Origin of the sequence: Nostoc paludosum FACHB-159 (assembly GCF_014698835.1) — a bacterium.
In the GTDB taxonomy this organism is placed as follows: Bacteria; Cyanobacteriota; Cyanobacteriia; order Cyanobacteriales; family Nostocaceae; genus Nostoc; species Nostoc paludosum.
This window is the reverse complement of the sequence record NZ_JACJTU010000055.1, coordinates 24,234-45,428: the sequence shown is the minus strand read 5'-3', so window position 1 is coordinate 45,428 and position 21,195 is coordinate 24,234. Positions and strand designations below refer to the sequence as shown.

Annotated in this window: 18 protein-coding genes and 1 pseudogene; 14 read left to right on the top strand and 5 right to left on the bottom strand. The window is 41.9% G+C overall.

The window, feature by feature from the left end:
• Window positions 1–240 precede the first annotated feature (240 nt).
• Window positions 241–390 (top strand): hypothetical protein, encoded by a 150-nt coding sequence (locus H6H03_RS41875; RefSeq protein ID WP_190959196.1) that lies wholly within the window; start codon window positions 241–243, stop codon window positions 388–390.
• Window positions 391–414: 24 nt separating this feature from the next.
• The gene (locus tag H6H03_RS32740) at window positions 415–4,692 is read left to right on the top strand and encodes an NB-ARC domain-containing protein (protein WP_190959195.1); all 4,278 of its coding nucleotides are present in this window, start codon (window positions 415–417) and stop codon (window positions 4,690–4,692) included.
• 143 nt (window positions 4,693–4,835) lie between these two features.
• Here H6H03_RS32740 and H6H03_RS32735 read toward each other — a convergent pair whose 3' ends face one another.
• The 4 genes from H6H03_RS32735 to H6H03_RS32720 all read right to left on the bottom strand — a co-directional run bounded on the left by H6H03_RS32735 (window position 4,836) and on the right by H6H03_RS32720 (window position 8,427).
• Window positions 4,836–7,553 carry a DUF3854 domain-containing protein gene (locus H6H03_RS32735; RefSeq protein ID WP_313931983.1) on the bottom strand — a complete coding sequence of 906 codons (2,718 nt, stop codon included), beginning with the start codon at window positions 7,551–7,553 and terminating at the stop codon, window positions 4,836–4,838.
• A 253-nt stretch (window positions 7,554–7,806) separates the two neighbouring features.
• Window positions 7,807–8,046, bottom strand: coding sequence for a hypothetical protein (locus H6H03_RS32730; RefSeq protein ID WP_190959194.1), 240 nt, complete (start codon window positions 8,044–8,046; stop codon window positions 7,807–7,809).
• Entirely contained in the window at window positions 8,039–8,251 is a 213-nt protein-coding gene (locus H6H03_RS32725) for a hypothetical protein (protein WP_190959193.1), read from the bottom strand. The genes H6H03_RS32730 and H6H03_RS32725 overlap by 8 nt, the downstream gene beginning before the upstream one ends.
• Window positions 8,248–8,427: a hypothetical protein gene (locus H6H03_RS32720; protein WP_190959192.1), complete on the bottom strand. Its 180-nt coding sequence runs from the start codon at window positions 8,425–8,427 to the stop codon at window positions 8,248–8,250. The genes H6H03_RS32725 and H6H03_RS32720 overlap by 4 nt, the downstream gene beginning before the upstream one ends.
• Window positions 8,428–8,760: 333 nt before the next feature.
• Between H6H03_RS32720 and H6H03_RS32715 the strand changes: the two genes are divergently transcribed.
• The 7 genes from H6H03_RS32715 (at window position 8,761) to H6H03_RS32685 (ending at window position 14,219) form a co-directional block, all read left to right on the top strand.
• Window positions 8,761–8,913 (top strand): hypothetical protein, encoded by a 153-nt coding sequence (locus H6H03_RS32715; RefSeq protein WP_190959191.1) that lies wholly within the window; start codon window positions 8,761–8,763, stop codon window positions 8,911–8,913.
• A gap of 3 nt (window positions 8,914–8,916) precedes the next feature.
• Window positions 8,917–9,486: a hypothetical protein gene (locus H6H03_RS32710; protein ID WP_190959190.1), complete on the top strand. Its 570-nt coding sequence runs from the start codon at window positions 8,917–8,919 to the stop codon at window positions 9,484–9,486.
• 588 nt (window positions 9,487–10,074) lie between these two features.
• On the top strand, window positions 10,075–10,584 hold the full coding sequence (locus tag H6H03_RS32705; protein WP_190959189.1) for a hypothetical protein: 510 nt from the start codon (window positions 10,075–10,077) through the stop codon (window positions 10,582–10,584).
• 12 nt (window positions 10,585–10,596) lie between these two features.
• Window positions 10,597–11,235 (top strand): hypothetical protein, encoded by a 639-nt coding sequence (locus H6H03_RS32700; protein ID WP_190959188.1) that lies wholly within the window; start codon window positions 10,597–10,599, stop codon window positions 11,233–11,235.
• A gap of 260 nt (window positions 11,236–11,495) precedes the next feature.
• Window positions 11,496–12,137 (top strand): hypothetical protein, encoded by a 642-nt coding sequence (locus H6H03_RS32695; protein WP_190959187.1) that lies wholly within the window; start codon window positions 11,496–11,498, stop codon window positions 12,135–12,137.
• A 64-nt stretch (window positions 12,138–12,201) separates the two neighbouring features.
• On the top strand, window positions 12,202–12,771 hold the full coding sequence (locus H6H03_RS32690; RefSeq protein ID WP_190959186.1) for a hypothetical protein: 570 nt from the start codon (window positions 12,202–12,204) through the stop codon (window positions 12,769–12,771).
• Window positions 12,768–14,219, top strand: coding sequence for a hypothetical protein (locus H6H03_RS32685; protein ID WP_190959185.1), 1,452 nt, complete (start codon window positions 12,768–12,770; stop codon window positions 14,217–14,219). Before H6H03_RS32690 ends, H6H03_RS32685 begins: the two co-directional genes overlap by 4 nt.
• A gap of 328 nt (window positions 14,220–14,547) precedes the next feature.
• On the opposite strand, the gene H6H03_RS32680 is transcribed toward H6H03_RS32685, so the two are convergent.
• A complete protein-coding gene (locus H6H03_RS32680; protein ID WP_190959184.1) occupies window positions 14,548–15,630 on the bottom strand; it encodes a pYEATS domain-containing protein in 1,083 nt (360 codons plus the stop codon).
• 633 nt (window positions 15,631–16,263) lie between these two features.
• On the opposite strand from H6H03_RS32680, the gene H6H03_RS32675 reads away from it, so the two are divergent.
• The 5 genes and pseudogenes from H6H03_RS32675 to H6H03_RS32655 all read left to right on the top strand — a co-directional run bounded on the left by H6H03_RS32675 (window position 16,264) and on the right by H6H03_RS32655 (window position 21,141).
• Window positions 16,264–16,866 carry a tyrosine-type recombinase/integrase gene (locus H6H03_RS32675; RefSeq protein WP_190959183.1) on the top strand — a complete coding sequence of 201 codons (603 nt, stop codon included), beginning with the start codon at window positions 16,264–16,266 and terminating at the stop codon, window positions 16,864–16,866.
• 108 nt (window positions 16,867–16,974) lie between these two features.
• A pseudogene (locus tag H6H03_RS40755) lies at window positions 16,975–17,130 on the top strand (tyrosine-type recombinase/integrase); the annotation flags it as partial.
• Between the two features lie 309 nt (window positions 17,131–17,439).
• Window positions 17,440–19,452, top strand: coding sequence for an ATP-binding protein (locus H6H03_RS32665; RefSeq protein ID WP_199339171.1), 2,013 nt, complete (start codon window positions 17,440–17,442; stop codon window positions 19,450–19,452).
• A gap of 5 nt (window positions 19,453–19,457) precedes the next feature.
• Window positions 19,458–20,159 (top strand): hypothetical protein, encoded by a 702-nt coding sequence (locus H6H03_RS32660; protein ID WP_199339170.1) that lies wholly within the window; start codon window positions 19,458–19,460, stop codon window positions 20,157–20,159.
• Complete coding sequence (locus H6H03_RS32655; protein ID WP_190959182.1) at window positions 20,146–21,141, top strand: ComEC/Rec2 family competence protein; 996 nt, start codon at window positions 20,146–20,148, stop codon at window positions 21,139–21,141. The genes H6H03_RS32660 and H6H03_RS32655 overlap by 14 nt, the downstream gene beginning before the upstream one ends.
• Window positions 21,142–21,195 lie beyond the last annotated feature (54 nt).

The following is a 21,195-nucleotide window of genomic DNA, read 5'->3' as shown; positions in this document are numbered from 1 at the left end:
TTCAGTTGCAATTAATCCTGGCTGAAGCGTAATTATAGTTGCAAATAATCCTGGTTTGTAAATGTCTTGATTGCAGGTTTGAGCGATTAGTATTGCAGGTCGTTACACATAACTCTGAAAAAATACTCTCCCCATACTGTAGTTGCGATTGAGAAAGCGCCCTTTCAACCACTTGATTATGGTCAAGCTGTATTAGAGGTAGAATCAGCAGCAAAAGCTCATCTTGAACTAAATCTTGCTGTGCAGGAATTAGTAGCAGCAGCGAAAGCAGAACCCAATTCCAAATTTCATGAAATTCAAACCATGCCTAATTTGCAAAAATTGGCAGAAAAAATTGGTCAGGTGGTTATGCCAGGTGGAACAGGAAATGTCGGCAATCAGTCCTTTTAAACTTCGTGACAGGTAACTGTATAAATGTCTGACGACTCTGGGAAGTTTGCTGAGAAAATTGGTGTTTATGTTGCCCCAGGTGGACATGCTTTTATCGGAACTCAGAATATTGAAGGGCAAAAACAGTTACGTCCGTTCCAAGCACCACCATTACCAACTTACTATGTAGATCGTCCCGAATACAGCCAAGACTTAAAAACTCGTCTGCTTACAGAGTCGAGTGATGTCCGTACTTTGGTAGTAACAGCTATTCACGGTTTGGGTTCGGTTGGTAAATCTACCCTCGCAACGGCTTTAGCACGCGATCAAGAGGTGCAAGCTCATTTTTGTGATGGGATTCTCTGGGCAACATTAGGTCAGCAGCCTAATCTTCTATCCTTGCTTAGTGATTGGGTACAGGTATTAGGGGACAACAACTTTAAAGCTACTAGCGTAGAAGGTGCTTCCAATCAACTGCGTACACTGCTGTATGATAAAGCTGTGCTGGTAGTAGTAGACGATGCTTGGGATACAAAGGATGCACAAGCATTTAATGTTGGTGGAGCGCGTTGTCAAGTTTTGGTAACAACCCGTGACGCTGCGATCGCTGATGTATTAGGAGCCAGCACTTATCGCCTGGATGTCATGACACCATCCCAGGCTATAAAACTGCTAACTAAGAAGTTAGGACGCGAGATCATAGAAGCAGAACGTCAGTTAGCGTCCGATTTAGCCAAAGAACTTGGGTATCTTCCTCTAGCATTGGAATTGGCAGCAACTCAAGTTGAAAGTGGTGTATCTTGGGCAGTCCTGTTACAAGATATTCAAAGAGAAATTGCTCGGTTAAAAACATTTGACAGACCAGGAGCGAGAGATATTACTGATGAAGTGAGCTTAAAACGCCTCAGCTTGACTGCATCATTGAATTTGAGCGTACAGCGATTGCCAGATGAAAGGCGAGAAAATTTCATTTGGCTGGGAATATTACCGGAGGATGTAAACATTACTCAGACAATGGCTGCAACGCTCTGGGATATGGATAATGAGCGGGATGCAGAGGATGAGTTGCGCTACTTGCACTCGAAAGCACTGTTATTGTCTGGTGTCCCTTTGGCTTCGGGAACACCAACCTACCGTTTACATGACTTATTTCATGACCTTGCACGTAATTTGCTAACTGCTCCACCTTGCCCGAAGCGCAAAGGTAATCTACCAGGATTAGGTATAACTCTGCCTCAAGCTCATACCCAATTCTTGGAGAAGTACCAAAATAAAACCTCTAAAAATCTTTGGCATACCCTCCCAAATGACGGTTATATCCATCAGCGTCTAGTCTGGCACTTGGAAAAGGCTGAACAGATAGAAGAGATTCACTCCTTATTGCGGGAAGATTCGGAAAAAAAAGGTAATGGTTGGTATGAGGCTTGCGATCACTTGGGACAAACTGCCAACTTTGTAACTGATGTTGCTCGTGCTTGGCAATTAGCAGAAGCGTCTTGGACTGAAGCAACATTATTCACAGTTGTTGGTTTACAGTGTCGCTATGCTTTGGTTACAGCTTCCTTAAACAGTTTAGCTGCGAGCATACCAGAAAATTTACTGATTGCATTGGTCAAAAAAAGAGTATGGATGCCAGAGCAGGGTTTGGCCTATGCTTTGCAGATTCCAGACCGACAGAAGAAAGCGAACTCACTTATAAATTTAGCTGAACATCTAGAACTATCTTTAAAAAAGCGGGCATTGCAAGAAGCCCTGAAGACGGCTTGCTCCATTAGCGATGATAGGTATCGCGCCGCTGCACTTGGAGCTTTAGCCGATAAACTACCACAGGAATTATTATCAGAAGCACTGGCTACCGCCACACAGATTCGGAATGAGAAGTATCGCGCCGCTGCACTTGGAGCTTTAGCTGCCAAACTGCCACAGGAATTATTACCAGAAGCACTGGCTGCTGCCAAACAGATTCAGGATGAGAAGTATCGCGCCTCTGCGCTTGGAGCTTTAGTTGACAAACTGCCACAGGAATTATTACCAGAAGCACTAGCTGTTGCCAAACAGATTCAGGATGAGGAGTATCGTGCTGCTGCGCTTGGAGCCTTAGCCAACAAACTGCCATCTGTATTACCAGAAGCACTGGCTGCCGCCAAACAGATTCGGAATGAGGAGTATCGTGCTGCTGCGCTTGGAGCTTTAGCTAACAAACTACCATCTGTATTACCAGAAGCACTGGCTGCTGTCAAACAGATTTGGAATGAGGAGTATCGTGCTGCTGCGCTTGGAGCTTTAGCTGACAAACTGCCACAGGAATTATTATCAGAAGCACTCGCTGTCGCTACACAGATTCAGAATGAGGAGTATCGTGCTGCTGCGCTTGGAGCTTTAGCTGACAAACTGCCACAGGAATTATTATTAGAAGCACTGGCTGCCATCGAAAAGATTCGGGATGCGAAATATCGTGCTTCTGCACTTGGAGCCTTTGGACTTGGAGCTTTAGCTGACAAACTACCACAGGAATTATTATCAGAAGCACTGGTTGCTGTCAGAAAAATTCCGGATGAGGAGTATCGCGCCGCTACCCTAGAAGCCTTAGCTGACAAACTGCCAGAGGAATTATTAAAACAAGCGCTGGCTGTCGCCACACAGTTTCGGAATGAGGAGTATCACGTCACTACCCAAGAAGCCTTAGCCGACAAAATACCAGAGGAATTATTATCAGAAGCATTAGCTGCTGTTAAACAGATTCAGAATGAGTATTATCTCACCACTGCACTTGGAGCTATAGCTGTAAAACTGCCGCCGAAATTATTATCAGAATTACTGGCTGCCGTCACACAGATTCAGAATGAGTATTATCGCGCCACCGCACTTGGAGCTATAGCTGACAAACTACCAGAGGAATTATTACCACAAGCATTGGCTGCCGCCAGAAAAATTCGGAACAGGAAGTATCACGCCTCTGTGTTAGGAGCCTTAGCCGTAAAACTGTCACCGAAATTATTGTTAGAAGCACTAGCTGCTGCCAAACAAATTCAAAATTATTACAATCGCGATCAGGCGCTAGGAGCCTTAGTCGTAAAACTGCCACCGGAATTATTATCAGAAGCACTGGCTGCCGTCAAACAGATTCAGGATTCGAGGTATCGTGCCTCTGTACTAGGAGCCTTAGCCGTAAAACTGCCACCGGAATTATTATCAGAAGTACTGGCTGTTGTCACACAGATTCGGAATGAGGAGTATCGCCTTGATGCTTTGAGAACTTTAGCTGACAAACTGCCAGAGAAATTATTAAAACAAGTACTGGCTGCCGCCAAACAGATTCGGAATAAGGAATATCGTGCCTCTGCATTAGAAGCTTTAGCTGCCAAACTGCCATCTGTATTACCAGAAGCACTGGCTGCTGCCAGAAAGATTCAGGATGAGAAGTATCGCGCCGCTGCACTTGGAGCTTTAGCCGACAAACTACCACCGAAATTATTAGCAAAAGCACTGGCTGCTGTCAAACAGATTCAGGATGAGAAGTATCGCGCCGCTGCACTTGGAGCTTTAGCTGACAAACTGCCACAGGAATTATTACCAGAAGCACTGGCTGCTGCCAAACAGATTCAGGATGAGAAGTATCGCGCCGCTGCACTTGGAGCTTTAGCTGACAAACTGCCACAGGAATTATTACCAGAAGCACTGGCTGCTGCCAAACAGATTCAGGATGAGAAGTATCGTGCTGCTGCACTTGGAGCTTTAGCTGACAAACTGCCACAGGAATTATTACCAGAAGCACTGGCTGCTGCCAAACAGATTCAGGATGAGAAGTATCGTGCTGCTGTACTTGGAGCTTTAGCTGACAAACTGCCACAGGAATTATTACCAGAAGCACTGGCTGCTGCCAAACAGATTCAGGATGAGAAGTATCGTGCTGCTGTACTTGGAGCTTTAGCTGACAAACTGCCACAGGAATTATTACCAGAAGCACTGGCTGCTGCCAAACAGATTCAGGATGAGAAGTATCGTGCTGCTGTACTTGGAGCTTTAGCTGACAAACTGCCACAGGAATTATTACCAGAAGCACTGGCTGCCGCCACACAGATTGAGGAACTGGAGTATCGTGCCCAGGTACTAGGAACCTTAACGGTCACTTTATTAAAGATGCCAACTACTCAACTTTTTTCTGTTTGGAAACAGGCACTTCATGAGTTATCTCTTCGTACTCGTCAGAATTTACTGAAAGATATACAAAAACTAGTTCCAGTTATCTTTGCATTAGGTGATCAGGCTGTAATAGCAGAAGTTAATAGTGCTATCCAGAATGTGGCACGATGGTGGCACTAAAGAAAAACATCGAAGGTTAGCGATCGCGTTACACCTTTGAGCCAATACGTGTAATCGGTGGCTCAAAGTTATTAAAAACTTCGATCGCGCAACAGCGATGCGGTTCATTGGTTCTCACTCATGCTTCGAGAGTCGATTTTTAATCAAATGTCCAACCAAGGACGCAGATGAGCGCGTCTAACCTTCACCCCTGGCTGAGTCTTAGTACCGATGCGAACATCGTTTGATTGTCCGCACTCCCAAACGTAGACTAGTTCACCGTTGTAATCAGCTAATGAATCTGCACCTAATCGCCACACGCTATTAGCTGCGTCCTTAATATGTTGCAGTTGTTCAGGACTGAAACCTTTAGCTATTTGCTGTAATTCAGCACTATCAAGGCTTAGAACAATTTCGCCCAAGGTTGACTTGTTATCCCAAGCCTCAATAATTCGTTGTTTGGTGCTGACTTGTTTTTGTGTGGTGCTGTCGGTGGTGCTGACTGGAACCGTTACTGGTGCTGGCTGTGCTGACTGTGCTGAGTTATCCTGCTGATTTTGACTGCTAGTAGTATTCAAGTAGTGTTGGTTGGTGGCGTCAACTGCGTTACTATCAGCACTCATGTCAGCACCGCTCTGAAAATCAGCACTATCAATACTTTCAGTTAGCATCTGGGTCAGCACAGAGTTAGCACCATTTTTATTAAGGTCAGCATCTAAGTCAGCATCTTTTTCCGAGATTAAGAGTCGAAAGTCATGTCCTGGCTGCCGAATAGCAATTTTAGTGATAAAACGTCCTTTCTTGTTTCTGACTTTTGCGGCATTAATATTGAGTTGAGACTTCAGCAGATTGAGCAAAATTGCTGAGAATCGTTGCTTGGTCATGATGCCGTGAGAATTACGCTGCGCCCATTCGCAGTAGTTAGGATAGAGGAACAATTCAGCACTTTGACCGTTATCACCGATTTGCGTTTGTGCGTTGGGGTCATAGTAAAGACAGTCATTAGCCCAATCCGCCAGAGGATTAGTGCTTAACAATACCTCTGTGCTAAATGAGGCGAGTGAAGGTACTAGTTTGTTAGTGTCACCTACATAAGCGGCGACATCATTAGCAGGCATCTCTAAAACCCATTGCAATACGCCAGGCAAGTATGGTTGAAATTCCTTTTCTAAAGGGCGGCGCTCATTTTGAGGAACCACCCGCTCAAAAGGCATTGACAGACGACGGCGGGCCAGCGCGTTAGTGTAATCACTGCTTTGAATGATTTCGTTAGCGGCAATCCAGACCACCCCACTAAATCTAAAGCTGCCTGTTTGCTGGATTCCTTTTTTCTCGTGTCGCAGCTCATCATCGCCCGTCAATTTCTTGAGAGTGCTAACATCACCTGTGTAGCGCTCAGAGTCAGTGATAAACACAGCTTTCTTGCCGTAGAGAGCCGCAGTTTCAAAACGGTTTTGCTCCAACTGCTTCAGTTCTGTAATTGCGTAGTTTTCCCTGCCAAGTAGCGCTTGTACCAGCCGCAATAGAGTACCTTTGCCAGTGCCGCCAGCGCCCACTAGCTCCATGAATCGTTGTAACTCTCCGCCGCGTTCGGTGACGGTCGCATTGATGCCAGCGCGAATTACTTGCACCCAGTCAGCTTTACCTTCACAAGCTTCGAGCAACCATTCTTTAACAGGCTCACAACCTACACTGCGGTCAGCCCATTTAAAAGGTAGCTGACTAAGCATTCTGTATCCCGGCTCATGTGGATACTCTTTGAGGGTATTAACATCAAGCACACAATCCTGAAGACAAATAAAGCCTTTGCGGACTTCCCAGTGATTAACCCTGAGCTTGGCCTTGAGTAAAGTCAAAACGCCGTTGACAAACTTGCTGGAAAAATGGCGTGTCCGCGTTTCTAACTCTGTTAAAACAATTGACATCGCCTCTTCGACGGGAATTTCACCCCAGACCCCGCGTTTATTTTCTGCTTCATACCAGTACCAAGCTTTGTTTGCTACGTGCCAAGCCAGTCTTGCGCGGTAATCTTCGGCGATTTGTGCAGCAAAAACCGACTCTGACAAGGTTTTGTTATCAGAATCGTCTTCTTTGAACTGACGTTCCCAAGTTTCAAAGTTAACAGCTAATCGTAACACCTTGTCTCTGAAAGCGTCGCCGCCGTTGGACTGAATGTAATCGTCCATCCCTTTCCCCTCTGCTGCACTCCATAAGCCCGTGGCAATGTACACAGGCACTTTAAACTTAGCTAATTGACAAGCCAGTTTTCTCTGTGCTGCAATCACATTTTTGTTAGCTTTGGCGGATTCGTCCGCATCAAATGCAATAATCCATCCAAACTTAGCACGGGCTAACAATTCTAGGGTATCGACTAGGTAACGTTTCCCTTGTGGGTCATTTTTGGCGGATGTTAATCCCTGTTCAACACCAGCAAGTCCAACTGTAGGGAATCCGTGAGAACACCCAGCGATCGCCTTAAATAGGCCCTCAGTTATAAGTAAGCAAGGATGACCATTGATGTAATAGCAAAGTGCTTTGAGTGCCTCTAAATCTTGCCAGTAGCGCGGATTATGAGGATGACGCGGTAGCATTGCGTCATATTCTTCCAGTGTTGCTGTTCGATACTTGGGTGCTTTGTTGTCGTCTACGCTTTTCCAGGGCTTGTTAGGGCGATACTGCCCAAAACCGTTGACTCCTTCTAGCCAGATGCCAGAGGAAAGCGCTTGGTATCCTAAGCGTTCGCTCGCTTCTTTTATTTCCATTGAGCGACAGTTAGCAGCTATCCATTCTGGACACAGGCCCCGCTTTGTGACGCACTCCTTATAATGTCTGTCTGTCAGTCTGTTAGCAGTCAGGTTTACAGTTGTCTGTGTAGTGTTCACTTTTTATTACTCCGAATTTTTTCAAATCCGGGTAACTCCTTATTGCAACGCGACCGCAGAACTGGTTAACATAGAGTCAGCGATCGCGGTTCCGAAACGTCTGCCAGGACATTTTCAGTTCGGAGTTACCCGCGTTATGACAAGACAATTAATGAAATCCAGCTTTCGCTGGTACGAATCCCCTTTTAGTTCCACCTAGAAGGGGATATCCGTAGGTTTTCTTGACGATGCTGATGTATAGCAGTCGCAAGTTTTACGCTACATCCTTTACTGTAAAACCCTTGCTACACCACTGAACTAACAGCCATCTGTCAGATTCTTTGTCTAAAGCTGGCTTAAGGCGGAAAGCAAAAAAATCTTCCCAAGCCTCTATACCGTGCTGTGTAACGAATTGTTTTTCAACTTCTTTAAAGCGTTCCCAGTTGCGCTCGGCGATCGCGATCAGCATTGGGATTAATTCGCTAACTGGTATCTGGGTAGTTGTTTCACTCATCTGGGTAGCCCTCAAAAATACAAATTATTGGTAAAGGTTCTATCTTGGTATCAACAACTTTAACTAATCGTATTCCCCTTTTTCTGCCTATCCTTTTGCAGTGTTGTTCTGAAGCAGCTGGCAGCCAATATCTAGTCTCGGCTAAAGGATCAAATTTCCCTTCAACGCGCTCTATACCGTCGTTTGGCTGTTTTTCTTCTGTCAAATTATCTCCTTATTTTGTTGTGAGCGTTCGCGGCGTGCGTTTGCTGCCTCAGCCAGCATGACTTTTATCTGCTGATTGACTGATCGCTTTTCCTCTTTTGCAAGTGCTTCGATTGTTGCGTAAAGCTCTATCTCGTCATCTTCACTGAAATAAACATTTACTCTCTTTTTCTCCATGTGTGAGTTTTAGCTCTTTTGTGCCATCATCACACAATTTATCACGCCACTCCTTGACATGCTCGTGCTTTATTGTGCTATATTAGCACACAAGAGAACGAAAAACAGTAAGGGCTAGACGCAAAACACTGCGGACTCCTCAAGACGAGGTTGTTTAAAACTCTGAAACGTTCACACAATAAACATCTTATAAATTCAAGCTGAATCTGCGGTCGCGGCTTATATCTGCGTTCGTGATAGACTTCTGCACCGTGATGGAGACGGCGAGAGTACGGTCATATTTTCTTGATTTTCTACTGCCGTAGTTGGCAGTAATTAGCTAGTAGAAAAGCCATGAATCAGAAACGAATTGTATTACCTCAAGACTTGATACCCCTTGCCGACCACATTTGCAAGGAAACAGGCGTTTCAACACACAGTCAGCTATTTGTGCTTTTGCTCAAGAATTACGGCGAACGCTTTGTCAAAGCAATAAAAGAGGCTTAAACGATGCATATCAATTTACGCAATTTAGAAGCAATCAACGAACTACCTCTTGAGAGAACAATGCTTAATCAAAATCAAAGAAGAAGGTTAAAAGCAATAGATCGCTGGCTCAGAGAAATCCGAGATTCACAGGAATTCAGACAACTGGAATACTCTCCAGATTGTACTCTTGGTGATGCAATACAAGCAGTAGGCGAACTACTTGACGAACACGAACATTGTGATTCCAAGCCCTTGAATTTTACTGATCCAGAGTGGGATTCGTATCTAGAAAAAAAGCCAGTAATGCACATTCGCCGTGTAATTCCTTGGCGTAAAAAGATTAACTCATTCATACTCGATGCAGCGTCAGAAGTAGCAATTCTGAGCTTACTAACAACAGGTTTTATGGTTGTTGGTACTATCTTTTGTCACGGCATTGACAGGATTGAAGAAAGCAAAGGCGACCAATATCAGCCCACATGGATTTACAACGCCAAAATTTTTGAAGGAAGCGCCATCGCATCTATAGCGGTCTTCCTGGGTGCAAGTCTTACAGGCGCGTGTGCATCTGGAGACAAGAATAATGATTGATAAAGAGCTTGTGGGATGCGTCACGCTGTTGACCCAGAGCAAAACTTATTGGATCGATGGAACGCTATACAGATATTTAACAAGCAGCGATAGTATCAGACACACACAATATTATTTCCGTCCTTTACCGCGTCAGTCTAAGACTGCTGACTTAAAGCTCAATCGGGACAAGGTGCTAAGACGCTGCTACGAAATTCCGAGCTTATATAAACAGCACACAGCAGAGATCACAAACACGAGTGTGCAGTTGAGTTTGTTCTAACTTTTGGTAACATCTACTACCGCGCAAAGCATCCAAAGGCTTTGGCACAAGCGCGTCAACTAGTCCAAAAGGGGCGCTTTTACGGGGGTAAAATCGATAATTCAGTAAGTCTTCAATCGGTAAGCGCTTTGTTATTACGTGGTTATAGCCATTGAGTGCAAACCGTCATCGGCTTCTAAAAAGTTATTTTCTAAGGTTATTGACAGCCTCTAATAACAGGGGCATATCCATAACTCTGAATCAATCTTGGGGGCTAGTCAAATACCTGAGAATGCCCGGACAGTCAGTTGATTTTATACACACTTAAACAAGATTACAGAGGCAATGTGGCAACAAAGAAGTATTTAGCTAAGTATCGCCAGCTCAGACAGACGTATGAGCGAGCGCTAGGCAAGACCATCTCAGACGAGACTTGGTATCGGGTGGTGTCTTTTCTCAAGCAGCGTTTTAACTTGAGGGTGGAATCCAAGGATGCAGACACCATAGTTGAGACATTCGCGGGACTGAAACGGCGTTACGGTGCGCTAAGTCCAACTAGGGAGGGATTTGAGGAACGTTGGCAAGCATTCAAGCATTTTTATGATTCACAGGGCGGCTACAGCGGTATTGAAGCACTAACAGCACTGGCAAACTATCTAAAAATCAATCTTGACGACGTACCATCAAGCACTCGTTACTACTGGTTTAGTCAAGCTGGTTTGTCTTACAGCGCTCATGGCATCTATCACAGCAAAGATTTAGCGCTTGTCGCGTTCGTCGCTGCCAAATGGGCAATCAATAAGCGATCGCAACCAATGAAATCTGCAACCATCGAAGTTTTAGCACTAGCCCTCTGAGGAGCAATCACCATGCCTGACAAATTTACTAATAACGTCCGCGCTCGCTTGTACAAACAGGGCTATCAAGGATTCACTAAAGATGACTACACGTCGGCAGCTCTGGCTGTAGAGTGCGATGACCTGAACAATCCCACCAAAGACCAATTGAGCCAAGCCGTTGACTATCTGAAAGCCAAAGCGACCAGCCAATTATCCATAGCTGATGAACCCGTTGAAGAAAAATTGCTAACAGAAATAGAGTCACTTCAAGCCGAGACTGAACTTGAAACAGGTGCGCTCGCGGTGGCTCCTCAAGATGTAGGAGAGATGATCACGAATAAAGCTGCTGTTATGGGTGTCATCCTCTCAGAACAACAAATCAATGACATAGCCGATAGCGTTGACACCTCAGCAAACACCTTTGATGAAATTCTAGAACAGGTGGAAACAGCATTACTGGCTTATGCTGACTTTTCCGCAAATCAGGTTGACGCAAAGATTGACCAAACGTTGACCAGAGTACAAGAACGAGTAGTTAATCGTCACGAGCAAAGCAGAGACAAGCTATCACTTGGGTTAACTGGCATTAGTGCGGCTTTGGAGGCTAGCCGTAATCAAACTAAAAGCCAACTTTCAGGCATCCTCGCCAGGCTCAACGCGGCTCAATAGCGATGAATTAACACTGCTTGAGTGCTTGGTAATCTACTGGACAAGGATGAATTACTTCTCAAGAATTGCTGTTAGTTTATGTGCGCTTGCTGCTTTCATTTTACCCTTACATTACTGGGTATATCTGCCACTGAAAGAGCATTTAAGCTATCAGCAATATCTCAAACGTAAGTCAGCTATTGAGCAATATGTGAGGCGAATGGAGTACCACTGCACTCAAATTTTTACCCCAGAGAAGGAATATCGCTGTGAAAAGTTCAATGAAGCTAAAAAATCTGGTAACTTCAAAATCACGACACCTAGAGCGCCAGTTAAAAACTAAATTCAATGCATCTACTAACTTAGTAGTAAGAGCATTAACAGGGGATAAAACAGCCCTTAAACTGATAGGACAAATGGGTAATGACGGGGCAAAGATTAGTGAATTCGCCCCACAGGTTAGAGAGCAAATGCTAGCTGCTATCAAAGGGACTGAGGACTTAAATATAGTCCTAAGCGATATCTACAAACAGGCTGGTGTTAGTGGCGAGAAGATTGAAAGAGCAGTGCAATCAGCAATTTTAGCTGACACTCATTTAGCGAACATCCTAGAAGAGATGAAGCTGGATTTCGCTTCATCCCAGGATAAAGAAGTGCTACGCCATCAACAAGCAACAAATCACATCAAACTGAAATCATGGGTTGAGAAACACATGATGCAAGTTGATGGTGAATATAAGATGTTGCAGACAGAATTACAGACAGACATTAGACAGCAAACAATTGACCTGCAACATGATAAAGAAATAGGCAAGTATTACTTAGAAATGGGTGATAACGCTCGTGATGATTTCAAGCCGAAAAAGCAATATGTAGGGCGCTCAATTGTACAAAAAATCAAAGATGCCCTAATAGGCTTTTGACAGTTCACGCCCGACAGCCACCGCATAAAGTTACTGTCGGGCAAGTAAATATCTTGGTGCTAACATGACATACGATATTGAGTCCGACCAAGAAGAATTAGTAAGCGAAATCGCTCCTGATACCCCGTTACCAAAAGACTTGATAGAACACTTGGAGTCACGCAAGCAGCATCGTAAAGATGTTATCAATACAACTGATAAATTGACCCGCTTCTTTGTTGGCTGGTCGCTAAATTCTACAGGATTCTTTATAGCTAAATATCTATTAATAACTGGCGGTGGCGTTAACTTGTGGCTGGCAATTACGCTCTCGTTTTCTATATGCAGTGTTGGCTCTTTAGCTGGGCTGACTGGCTTAAGAGTTAATTACAACAGTGACGGACTAGAGGTAGATAATATGCAAAATCTTTTTAAAACTGCTGGTGGCTTAGTGTTTGCAGGTATCACAACTTGGTTAGCAGTCAAAGACTATCAATATTTTGAGAATTTAACTAAAGAAACAGTGACCCAGATTAACCAAGACATCCAAACCATTGAAAAACAAAATCCACAATCAGACCCTTGGTTAAGTATTGCAGTCGCGTTGGCTTTATTCATTGGTTCCATTGCAATTATTTTTAGGGGACGCTCATGAAACAAGGTGTTTTCGAGTTAACGCTGGCTGGTGTATGTGGTGTAGCTGCAATCATCGGGCTAGCAACATCGCAAACACGCCAGCCTTACGATTTGACACAGATTCAGTTCTGCCCAAGGTCAATTAATGGTGTACAAAGTCAAATAAAACTGGATAAGCGTTTTTGTAATCAACCGCGTTTTGTTCTGACTGAAGAATGGCAACGCTACGGGCTGTATGGCAGTATCATTCCCTACAAAGGAGATGCGATTCAATGGGTGCGTGATTTGCCCACAGACAACCCTAATCAGTTGCTAGGATATGGGGTTGCAGTTATAGGGCTATGGGGTATTGTGGGTTGCTTGCTTGTGCGTTGCTCCCGCCTCAAGCGCACGGATTATGAATTGGGAGAGCTTGAAAAGACTGGTGACTATGCAATTTGGCAGCATAATAAGCACAAACGAGAAGTTAAGCAGCATTCGACCCAGCTTTATACTGAGCGCCTAAAAGATGGGCTGTCAGGACTGGACACAGAAGAACGCAAAGCACTGGGATTGACTGATGAGGAGAACGAACGCGCTAAGGCTCGAATTCAGTTAGAGGATTTTATGAAAGCCCGTGCTGTCAATCATTCTGTGATGGATAAGACCATTGCTGAAAACCTGAGAGATAAGGCGAAAGCGGAACAGGAACGCGGCAAGATTGAGGGGAAGACCAAGGGCGCGATCGCAAACGGTGACAATCATCCTTTGACTGACCAGCGCCTCCAATGTGATTTAATCGAAGCACTCAAGAATCATGAAGATGGCTGGCTGTGGAAAGTTATTGATAATCAAAAGCCCATTTGGGTGTTAGGAGAAGCTGGAAGCGGTAAATCAACCCTAGCAGCTTCGATTGTCATGCTCAGAGAATATCTGTTTGGTATGCCTTTGTATCAGCTTCTCGACGCTCACGCTGGGGAGAATCTGAGAAACGCATGGAAATATTTAAGCCCCCAGTTGATAGCTAAAACAGAATCAGAGATAGGACAAGCTTTTGATGATGCTCGTGAGCGATGGCTGGACAGAATTAATAACCAACCTGATAAGCAACCGCAACAGTTATTAGTTGATGAATTCACTAACTATTCTGAGTCAGACATCACCAAAGAACCTGCCAAAAAGTTTGTTAAAGCGTCTCTGAGCGACCCTAGAAAAGCTTCAGAAAGATTAGTCTGTATTGCCCATTTCTTCACTAATACTGCTGTTGGTGGCAGTGATGGAACAGCCAAAGGTAGAGCTAGAGGCACTATTCAAATTGACCGGAAAACAGCAGATGGTAAGACACCTTTAAAAGTTGCAATAGTTAACGGTTTAAACAATTCTGATGGGGATGCAGAAATAGATAAAAAGGTGACAATTCCTAGTTGGTTGACTCCTGAAAATATTCACAAACATTTCAATGGCCAGCCAATTGATTTTGATAATTAATCGTTAGAAAATCAATTCTTTAGGTGTTCAGAACTGGGGTAGAGGGGGTGGCGACAGCGGAGTGTCGGGGGCGGGCTGCCGAGTTATTGGCCACTTCACGATAGGCTTTCTGCCCGTCCCCGACACCACCCGCTCTAAACGAAGTGTCCCCAGTTCGGCAGGATTGCAGACATTTTCCGAATCTTCTCTTCAACTTCCTACTCAAGTAAATTCCTAAATTTTTTACAGTTAATAGGGTTTCATGAGACTATTTTATATCCTGTTGAGAATTTAATAGTTTTATTAAAATGATGCGTCTGTACAAGAAAGTATCAAAAGAAGATATAATTTAACGAGTTATTATAAGATCGATTAATTGTTGCCTGCTTGTATTATCTTTACAATTAATAGTGATAGGTATACGAAACCCATCCCATGCATACCCACTTAGTTTAAAGCCATCACTTGGATCATTTCTAATTTGAAATGGCTGGTCAAAAGTTGGATGTAGTTGATATTGAACATAGTTTACTTGCTGACGTACATCCTCTGTTTCAGTCATCCATATTTCAAAAATATAAAGGGGCTGACCGTCGTTATTGTAACGACCAGAAAACGGAGTTGTTTGGCTTTGAACAAAGTTAAAACTACGAGAACAAAAGGATGATTGAATAGGTTCAATAGATGTATTTGAAGATAATGTTACGTCAGGTTGTATCGGTGTTGTTGTAAACCTTGGTGTTGGTGTTGGTGTAGTAGATGTATTTGAAGATAATGTTACGTCAGGTTGAACTTTTCCTGACGTATGCTTTGGTGTTGATGTTATTGTTGGTTTAGAGGAAGATCCTTTATTTTTAATACAGGAAGATTTGTCTACACCTAAAGAGCATCTTATCCATTCGTTGCTAGTAATACCTAAAATAGCAGTTATAATCAATCCAATTATGGATATCCAGTGTTCTGGTTTAAGTTGTTTTATTAAATTATTATAATTACTATTCTGAGGCTTGATTTGATTATTAGACTTCAATTCGTCTATTTTTTTACGCAACCTTCTAATACCAGAGTGATCATTAGTTCTTCTATTCCAATCTGATAAATTTTCTGTTGGTAATCCATAAGATTCGCGGGGTTCGAGTACATTTTGTTCAATTAGCACTGGTATTAAAGCGTGTCTGTCTCTGGCTTTACCTGCTATTTCTCTCAAAGTATCGGATTGGGCTGATTTATTAGACCATAAAATAATAATACATTCTGCATCTTCCAATTTTCTTTCTTGTTCATGAAAAATTGTCCTACCCGCCTTGGAGTCTCTCTCTGCTCGCCAGACTCTAATACCAAAACTACTTAATACACGTTCTAAATCATCTGCAAAGGATTGATCTTCCACACTGGAGAATAAACATATACTAGCTTCTGGATTGCTTGACATATTTTACAAATTTTTAAATAGATTTTATAATTAATAAGCAAATCTTTATTTTTAAATTAAAAATAGAGATTTGCATTAGTTTAAAAATTGCTACTTATTAACATATGCACTCGCAGATATAAAGATAGAGTTTTGCTGCTTTGCCATTAATAATTCGCAGTTTAACGATTTATTATACAGAAAATCTTTACCTCTTATGGCTTTAAATTATACATTTTTTAGTTTTACTTTTTTGCTATGTCATAATATCAGAACTGTTCTATACGTGTTTACTGCCTTAAAATATACAAAACCTTAAATATACATATTGTGATATGTAAACTTTGTTATTGACTTTGGTACAAAGTTCGTGTATATGACTGCTAGGTACAGCATTAATATCACTCATTAACAGCAACGATTTACCATTCAAAGATATAAAAGCGAGTACAGCCAATTGGACAAGCCACTCATCAATATATATATAAGCAATATTTATCAATTGCCCTGTGTAGAGAATTTTTCGGTGCTTAAAAGATAAGTTTAAGTTAACAGAGGTCAGTTTCGGGGTAGTTCTTCACGAATTCATCGGCTTTTGGGACAATTGATAGTGTCCATAATATGACGCGTAAAGCGGACAGTTATCCCAAACAAATGACGACCACCCCGCCAGGACGTAAACCTAACAAGCATTACAGGTCTAGAGAATACCTTACACCAAGCGAGGTGCGATCGCTACTCGATGCGGCACTTAATCGCAAAGCTCGTTATGCCCACCGTGACTACACACTCATGCTGATGATGTTTCGCCACGGTCTGAGGGTGGGTGAAGCTGTGGGTAAGGCGTGTGGGTTGCGTTGGGATGCGGTTATGTGGGGTGAACGTCAGATTTTTATCACCAGGGAGAAAGGTAGTGATTCTGGGGTGCATCCCTTGAGAGATGATGAAACAACTCTGCTCAAGGAACTCAGAGAACAGTTCCCGGATAGTAAATATATTTTCGTTTCTGAGCGTGGTGAAGTGATGTCTACTGATGCGGTGCGGAAGCTGATTGGGCGGCTGGCAGTGCAGGCAGGGCTTGATATCAAAGTCCACTGTCACATGATGCGCCATGCTTGCGGTTATTATCTGGTGAATCAGGGCTACAGCACTAGGGAAATTCAAGACTTCTTAGGGCATCGGGATATCAAACACACTGAAAAATATACCAAGCTGAATGCTCGACGTTTCCTGAATTTTGATTGGGGTGATTTGTAAAATTTGGACGAAATTGGTTTTTTAAGTCATATTCATAAGGTCAGTGCTGATAAAATCCTCAGAGATACCTGTGTGCGGCTCTTTATTTAGGGGGTTAGTACCCACAGCTTTCGTCGGACTGCATTAACCAGGATGAGCGATGCCGGGATACCGTTGCGCCACATTCAGGAGATATTGGGGCATCGGACTTTGACAGCTAGGGAGCGTTATTTGGGGGTAACTGAAAAGCAGAAGCAAAACGCTATCTCTGCTTTGGATTTTTGAGCAATGTAGGGAGATATAGCTTAAACGACTTTTCTGTTAAGAAGGAAGCAGGCGAATATTAGTGATCGCTCAAAGATAGGGTATTGTTTGCTAGGCTAAAGCGGAAGATTTAAAATTTAGGTAGATAATTAAGGCTAAATAGTCTCTATACCTCACTGCATTATGTCAACTCTTTATACTTGCTGAGTATTGGCCTTAGATAAGACTAGAGTTTATTGGTACAGCAAATTAAATTAATCAAGTAAAAATTATTGAGATTGTAGCTAAATAATGATGCATTTTAAGTTTTCACCAAAAATTCTGCAAAGGTTGGGAGAAGAACTCGTACCAAATCCAGACCAAGGAATCATCGAATTAGTTAAGAACTCTTATGATGCTGATGCTACTGAATGCACAGTAGAACTTATCAAAACTAGTGCCATAGGTGGCTCGATTATTATTTCAGATAACGGTGTAGGAATGGATAAAGATGCCATTAGCGAGGGATGGCTGGTGCTAGGGCGCTCGAAAAAGGCTATCCGTGAAGTTACTCAATTAGGTCGCTTACCTGTAGGTAATAAAGGATTAGGTAGGTTAGCCGCTCTACAGATGGGTTCTCAAGTACTTTTGAAAACTAGACCTAAAGATGAACCAGGTATTGAATATTCTCTAACGATTACTTGGGATGATTTTCAGGAAGCTGATGTAGTAGAAGATGTTCCTTTTGATGTCCAAAAAAGTAGTACGAATCAACGGTATGGAACTGATATTATCGTCAGCAATCTTAAAAATATATTTAATAAACGTGATATTCAAAGACTAGCTAGGGAACTTTTACTCCTAGCAGATCCATTTGACAATAATGCAGGTTTTCGCCTGAAACTTGTTGCTCCAGAATTTTCTGAAGTTGAAAAGCAAGTAAACAATGCTTACTTTGATGATGCGGAATATCATTTGCAAGCTAGTATAAATGAACTTGGAATTGCTGAAGCAAATTTGCTGGACTGGCAAAATAACGTAATTTTTCAGGCAAAAAATAGTGATATTTCTCAAGAGCTTTACAAAACACCTCCAACCAAATTTGAACTGTGGGTATTCCTGCTAAATCCTCAAAGTTTCTCAGCTAGAAAAACTTCTATTTCTGTCGCACAAGTAAGAGAATGGCTTGCTCAAGTAGGAAATGTTCGTCTCTACCATCGAGGTTTGCGGGTAAAACCCTATGGAGATCCGGACGATGATTGGTTGAACTTAAATTATGCACGAGCAAGAAATCCGGAGGTTCGTCCTTCAACAAAAACAGTTATTGGTAGAGTAATTGTTAATGACCCTGACGATATGTTACTTCAGAAAACTGATCGGCTTGGTTTTATTGAAAATGAAGCTTTTTTAGAGTTAAAACGCTTCGCAATTGATGTGTTGGAATGGATGGCGAAAGAAAGGCTTAAAGTCACTGAAACGCAAAGACAAAGGGTTAAGAAACAAGTTCCTCGTGATATTACACAAGCTAAAGCCAGGATTGAAGAAGTTATTGAAGAAGAAGTTCCTCAAGAATCTCGTCCTAAAGTCCTAGAAGCTGTTCAGCAATACGAAACTGTAACAGAACGTGAAACCAAGGTATTACGTGAAGACCTTCAGCTTTATCGTAGTCTGGCTACAGCCGGAACAACCGCAGCAGTTTTCGCTCATGAATCTGGCAAACCAGTGACTTCAATAGAAAAAATAGCTAACAGAATAGAAAAAATGGGTAAAAGAATTCTGGGAGAAAAATATGAACACTATTTAGGAGAACCAGTTACAAAGCTTTATCAAGTAAGTAAATCATTGCTACGCTTTTCTAATTTTCCCCTACATCTTTTGAAACGAGAAAAACGTCGTGCAGGTGTTGTAGATGTCCATAGTGTTATTGATGATATTGTTGCACTTTTTCAAACTTTTTTTGATGAAGGTAAAATTCAAGTCATCAAAGAAACAGTTGATGGTAAACCTTGTATTTATGGAAGCAATGCTTTGCTAGAAGCAATTATTGCAAATATTTTAACAAATGCTATAAATGCTTTTAATGTTGAAGGCGGACGCATAGAAGAACGCAAAGTAATTATTAGAACTGAAATTGAAGAAAGTAATTTAAAAATTAAATTTTTAGATAACAGTTTAGGAATTCATAATATCAAAATAGACGAAATTTGGCTACCTGGTAAAACCACTAGGGAAGGTGGTACAGGTTTAGGATTGACGATTGTGAGAGATTCTGTAACTGATCTGGGAGGCTCGGTAGATGCAATTCCAAAGGGGGAATTAGGTGGAGCCGAATTTATTGTAGAATTAACACTTATTAGAGAATAATTTTTATGCTCATGACACCAGTTTTGAATGAGAGAAGAATAGCTATCATTGATGATGATAAAAACCTAGCCGAATTAACAGCTTGGGAAGTAGAAGAAGCAGGATATGAACCCTTTTTATTAGACAATAGACACTTTCTAAAAGTCAATGATTTAGTATCTTTGATTAGAGAAAATACTCAAGGTGCTGTATGCGATCATCGATTGATGAATTCTGGATTTGCTAACTTTTATGGAGCAGAATTAGTTGCAAATCTATACGATTTGAAATTTCCATCAGTGTTAATAACTCAGTATACAGAAATGGATACGTCTTTTTCGATTAGAAAATGGAGACATAAAATACCTGTACTACTGAGTCGAGAAGAAGCCGATGCTTCAAGCATTGCTAAGGGAATAGAAGATTGTACTTTAGAGCTTTCTGGTAAAATACCGAGTACTAGAAAACCTCGTAGAACAATAGTTAGGATTACTGATATCGATGAAGAATCTGGTGAAGGTGTTGTAGATGCATTTGTTCCAGCTTGGAATCCCCATAAGGCTATTCGTTTTCCAGCTTCTCTGATACCAGAAAATATTAAAGTTGTATTAAAACCAAATATCCGTTTATTTGCTCACGTAAACACAGGAGCAGAAAAATCTGATGACTTGTATTTTGAAAAATTTGAATTAGCACCTGAACCAGATGAAGACGATGGACTCACCTGAACTGATTATTTTAGATGTTGGACATGGAAATTGTACGTTAATTAGAGATGCAAATGATGTAATGGTTATAGACTGTCCAGCTGGAGGTACGTTGGTAGAAACTCTTGAACATCTATCTATTAAAGAAATTTTACATATCCTTATTTCCCATTCTGACGCAGATCATATTGCAGGTATGATTGACTTACTCTCAAATGAATATATCAAAATTCACAACGTACATATAAACCCTGATGCAATTAAGAAAAGTGAAATTTGGAAGGATGTACGTTATGCTTTAAAAGACGCACGCCTACGTGGAACTAAAGTTTCATCAGAATTAACAACAGCAAAAACGGGAAGTTTGAACATTGGTTCAGTTAATATAGAAGTTCTTGCACCAACACCTGAATTAAATTTAAGTGGTGCTGGAGGAACTGATTTACAGGGGCGGCGATTAACTTCCAATTCAATATCAGCCGTTATAGGTATAGTTCACGATTCTCATAGAGTAGCTATATTAGCAGCAGATATTGATAATGTAGGACTTGACAATTTGATTCAAGACCAGAAGAATTTGAGTAGTGATATACTTGTCTTTCCTCATCATGGTGGAAAACCTGGGAGTGCAGATGCTAGAACATTTGCCCAGCAAATTTGTACTTTTGTTCAACCAAAGTTAATAATATTCTCAATTGATAGGAATCGTTTTAATAATCCCCGCATAGAAATAGTAAAGGGCATTATTTCTTCAATTTCAGATGCTCATATTTTATGTACTCAATTATCTCAACAATGTGCTGCTAGTCTTCCTAGTTCAAAGCCTACACATTTAAATACACTTCCTGCCAGAGGGTTTAATAGTAATAGCTGTTGTGGAGGAACTATTAGTATTAAAATAGATGGTAGCAGGACAACTTATGCTGAAATGGCTTTACATAAAGAGTTTATTATTAATCAAGTAACTAGCCCAATATGTCGAAAGTTTGGTACTATCGTTTAACCAGATAGTATCCCTATAAGGTAGTAATTCTGGGGTAAAGGCAAGATACGCGCA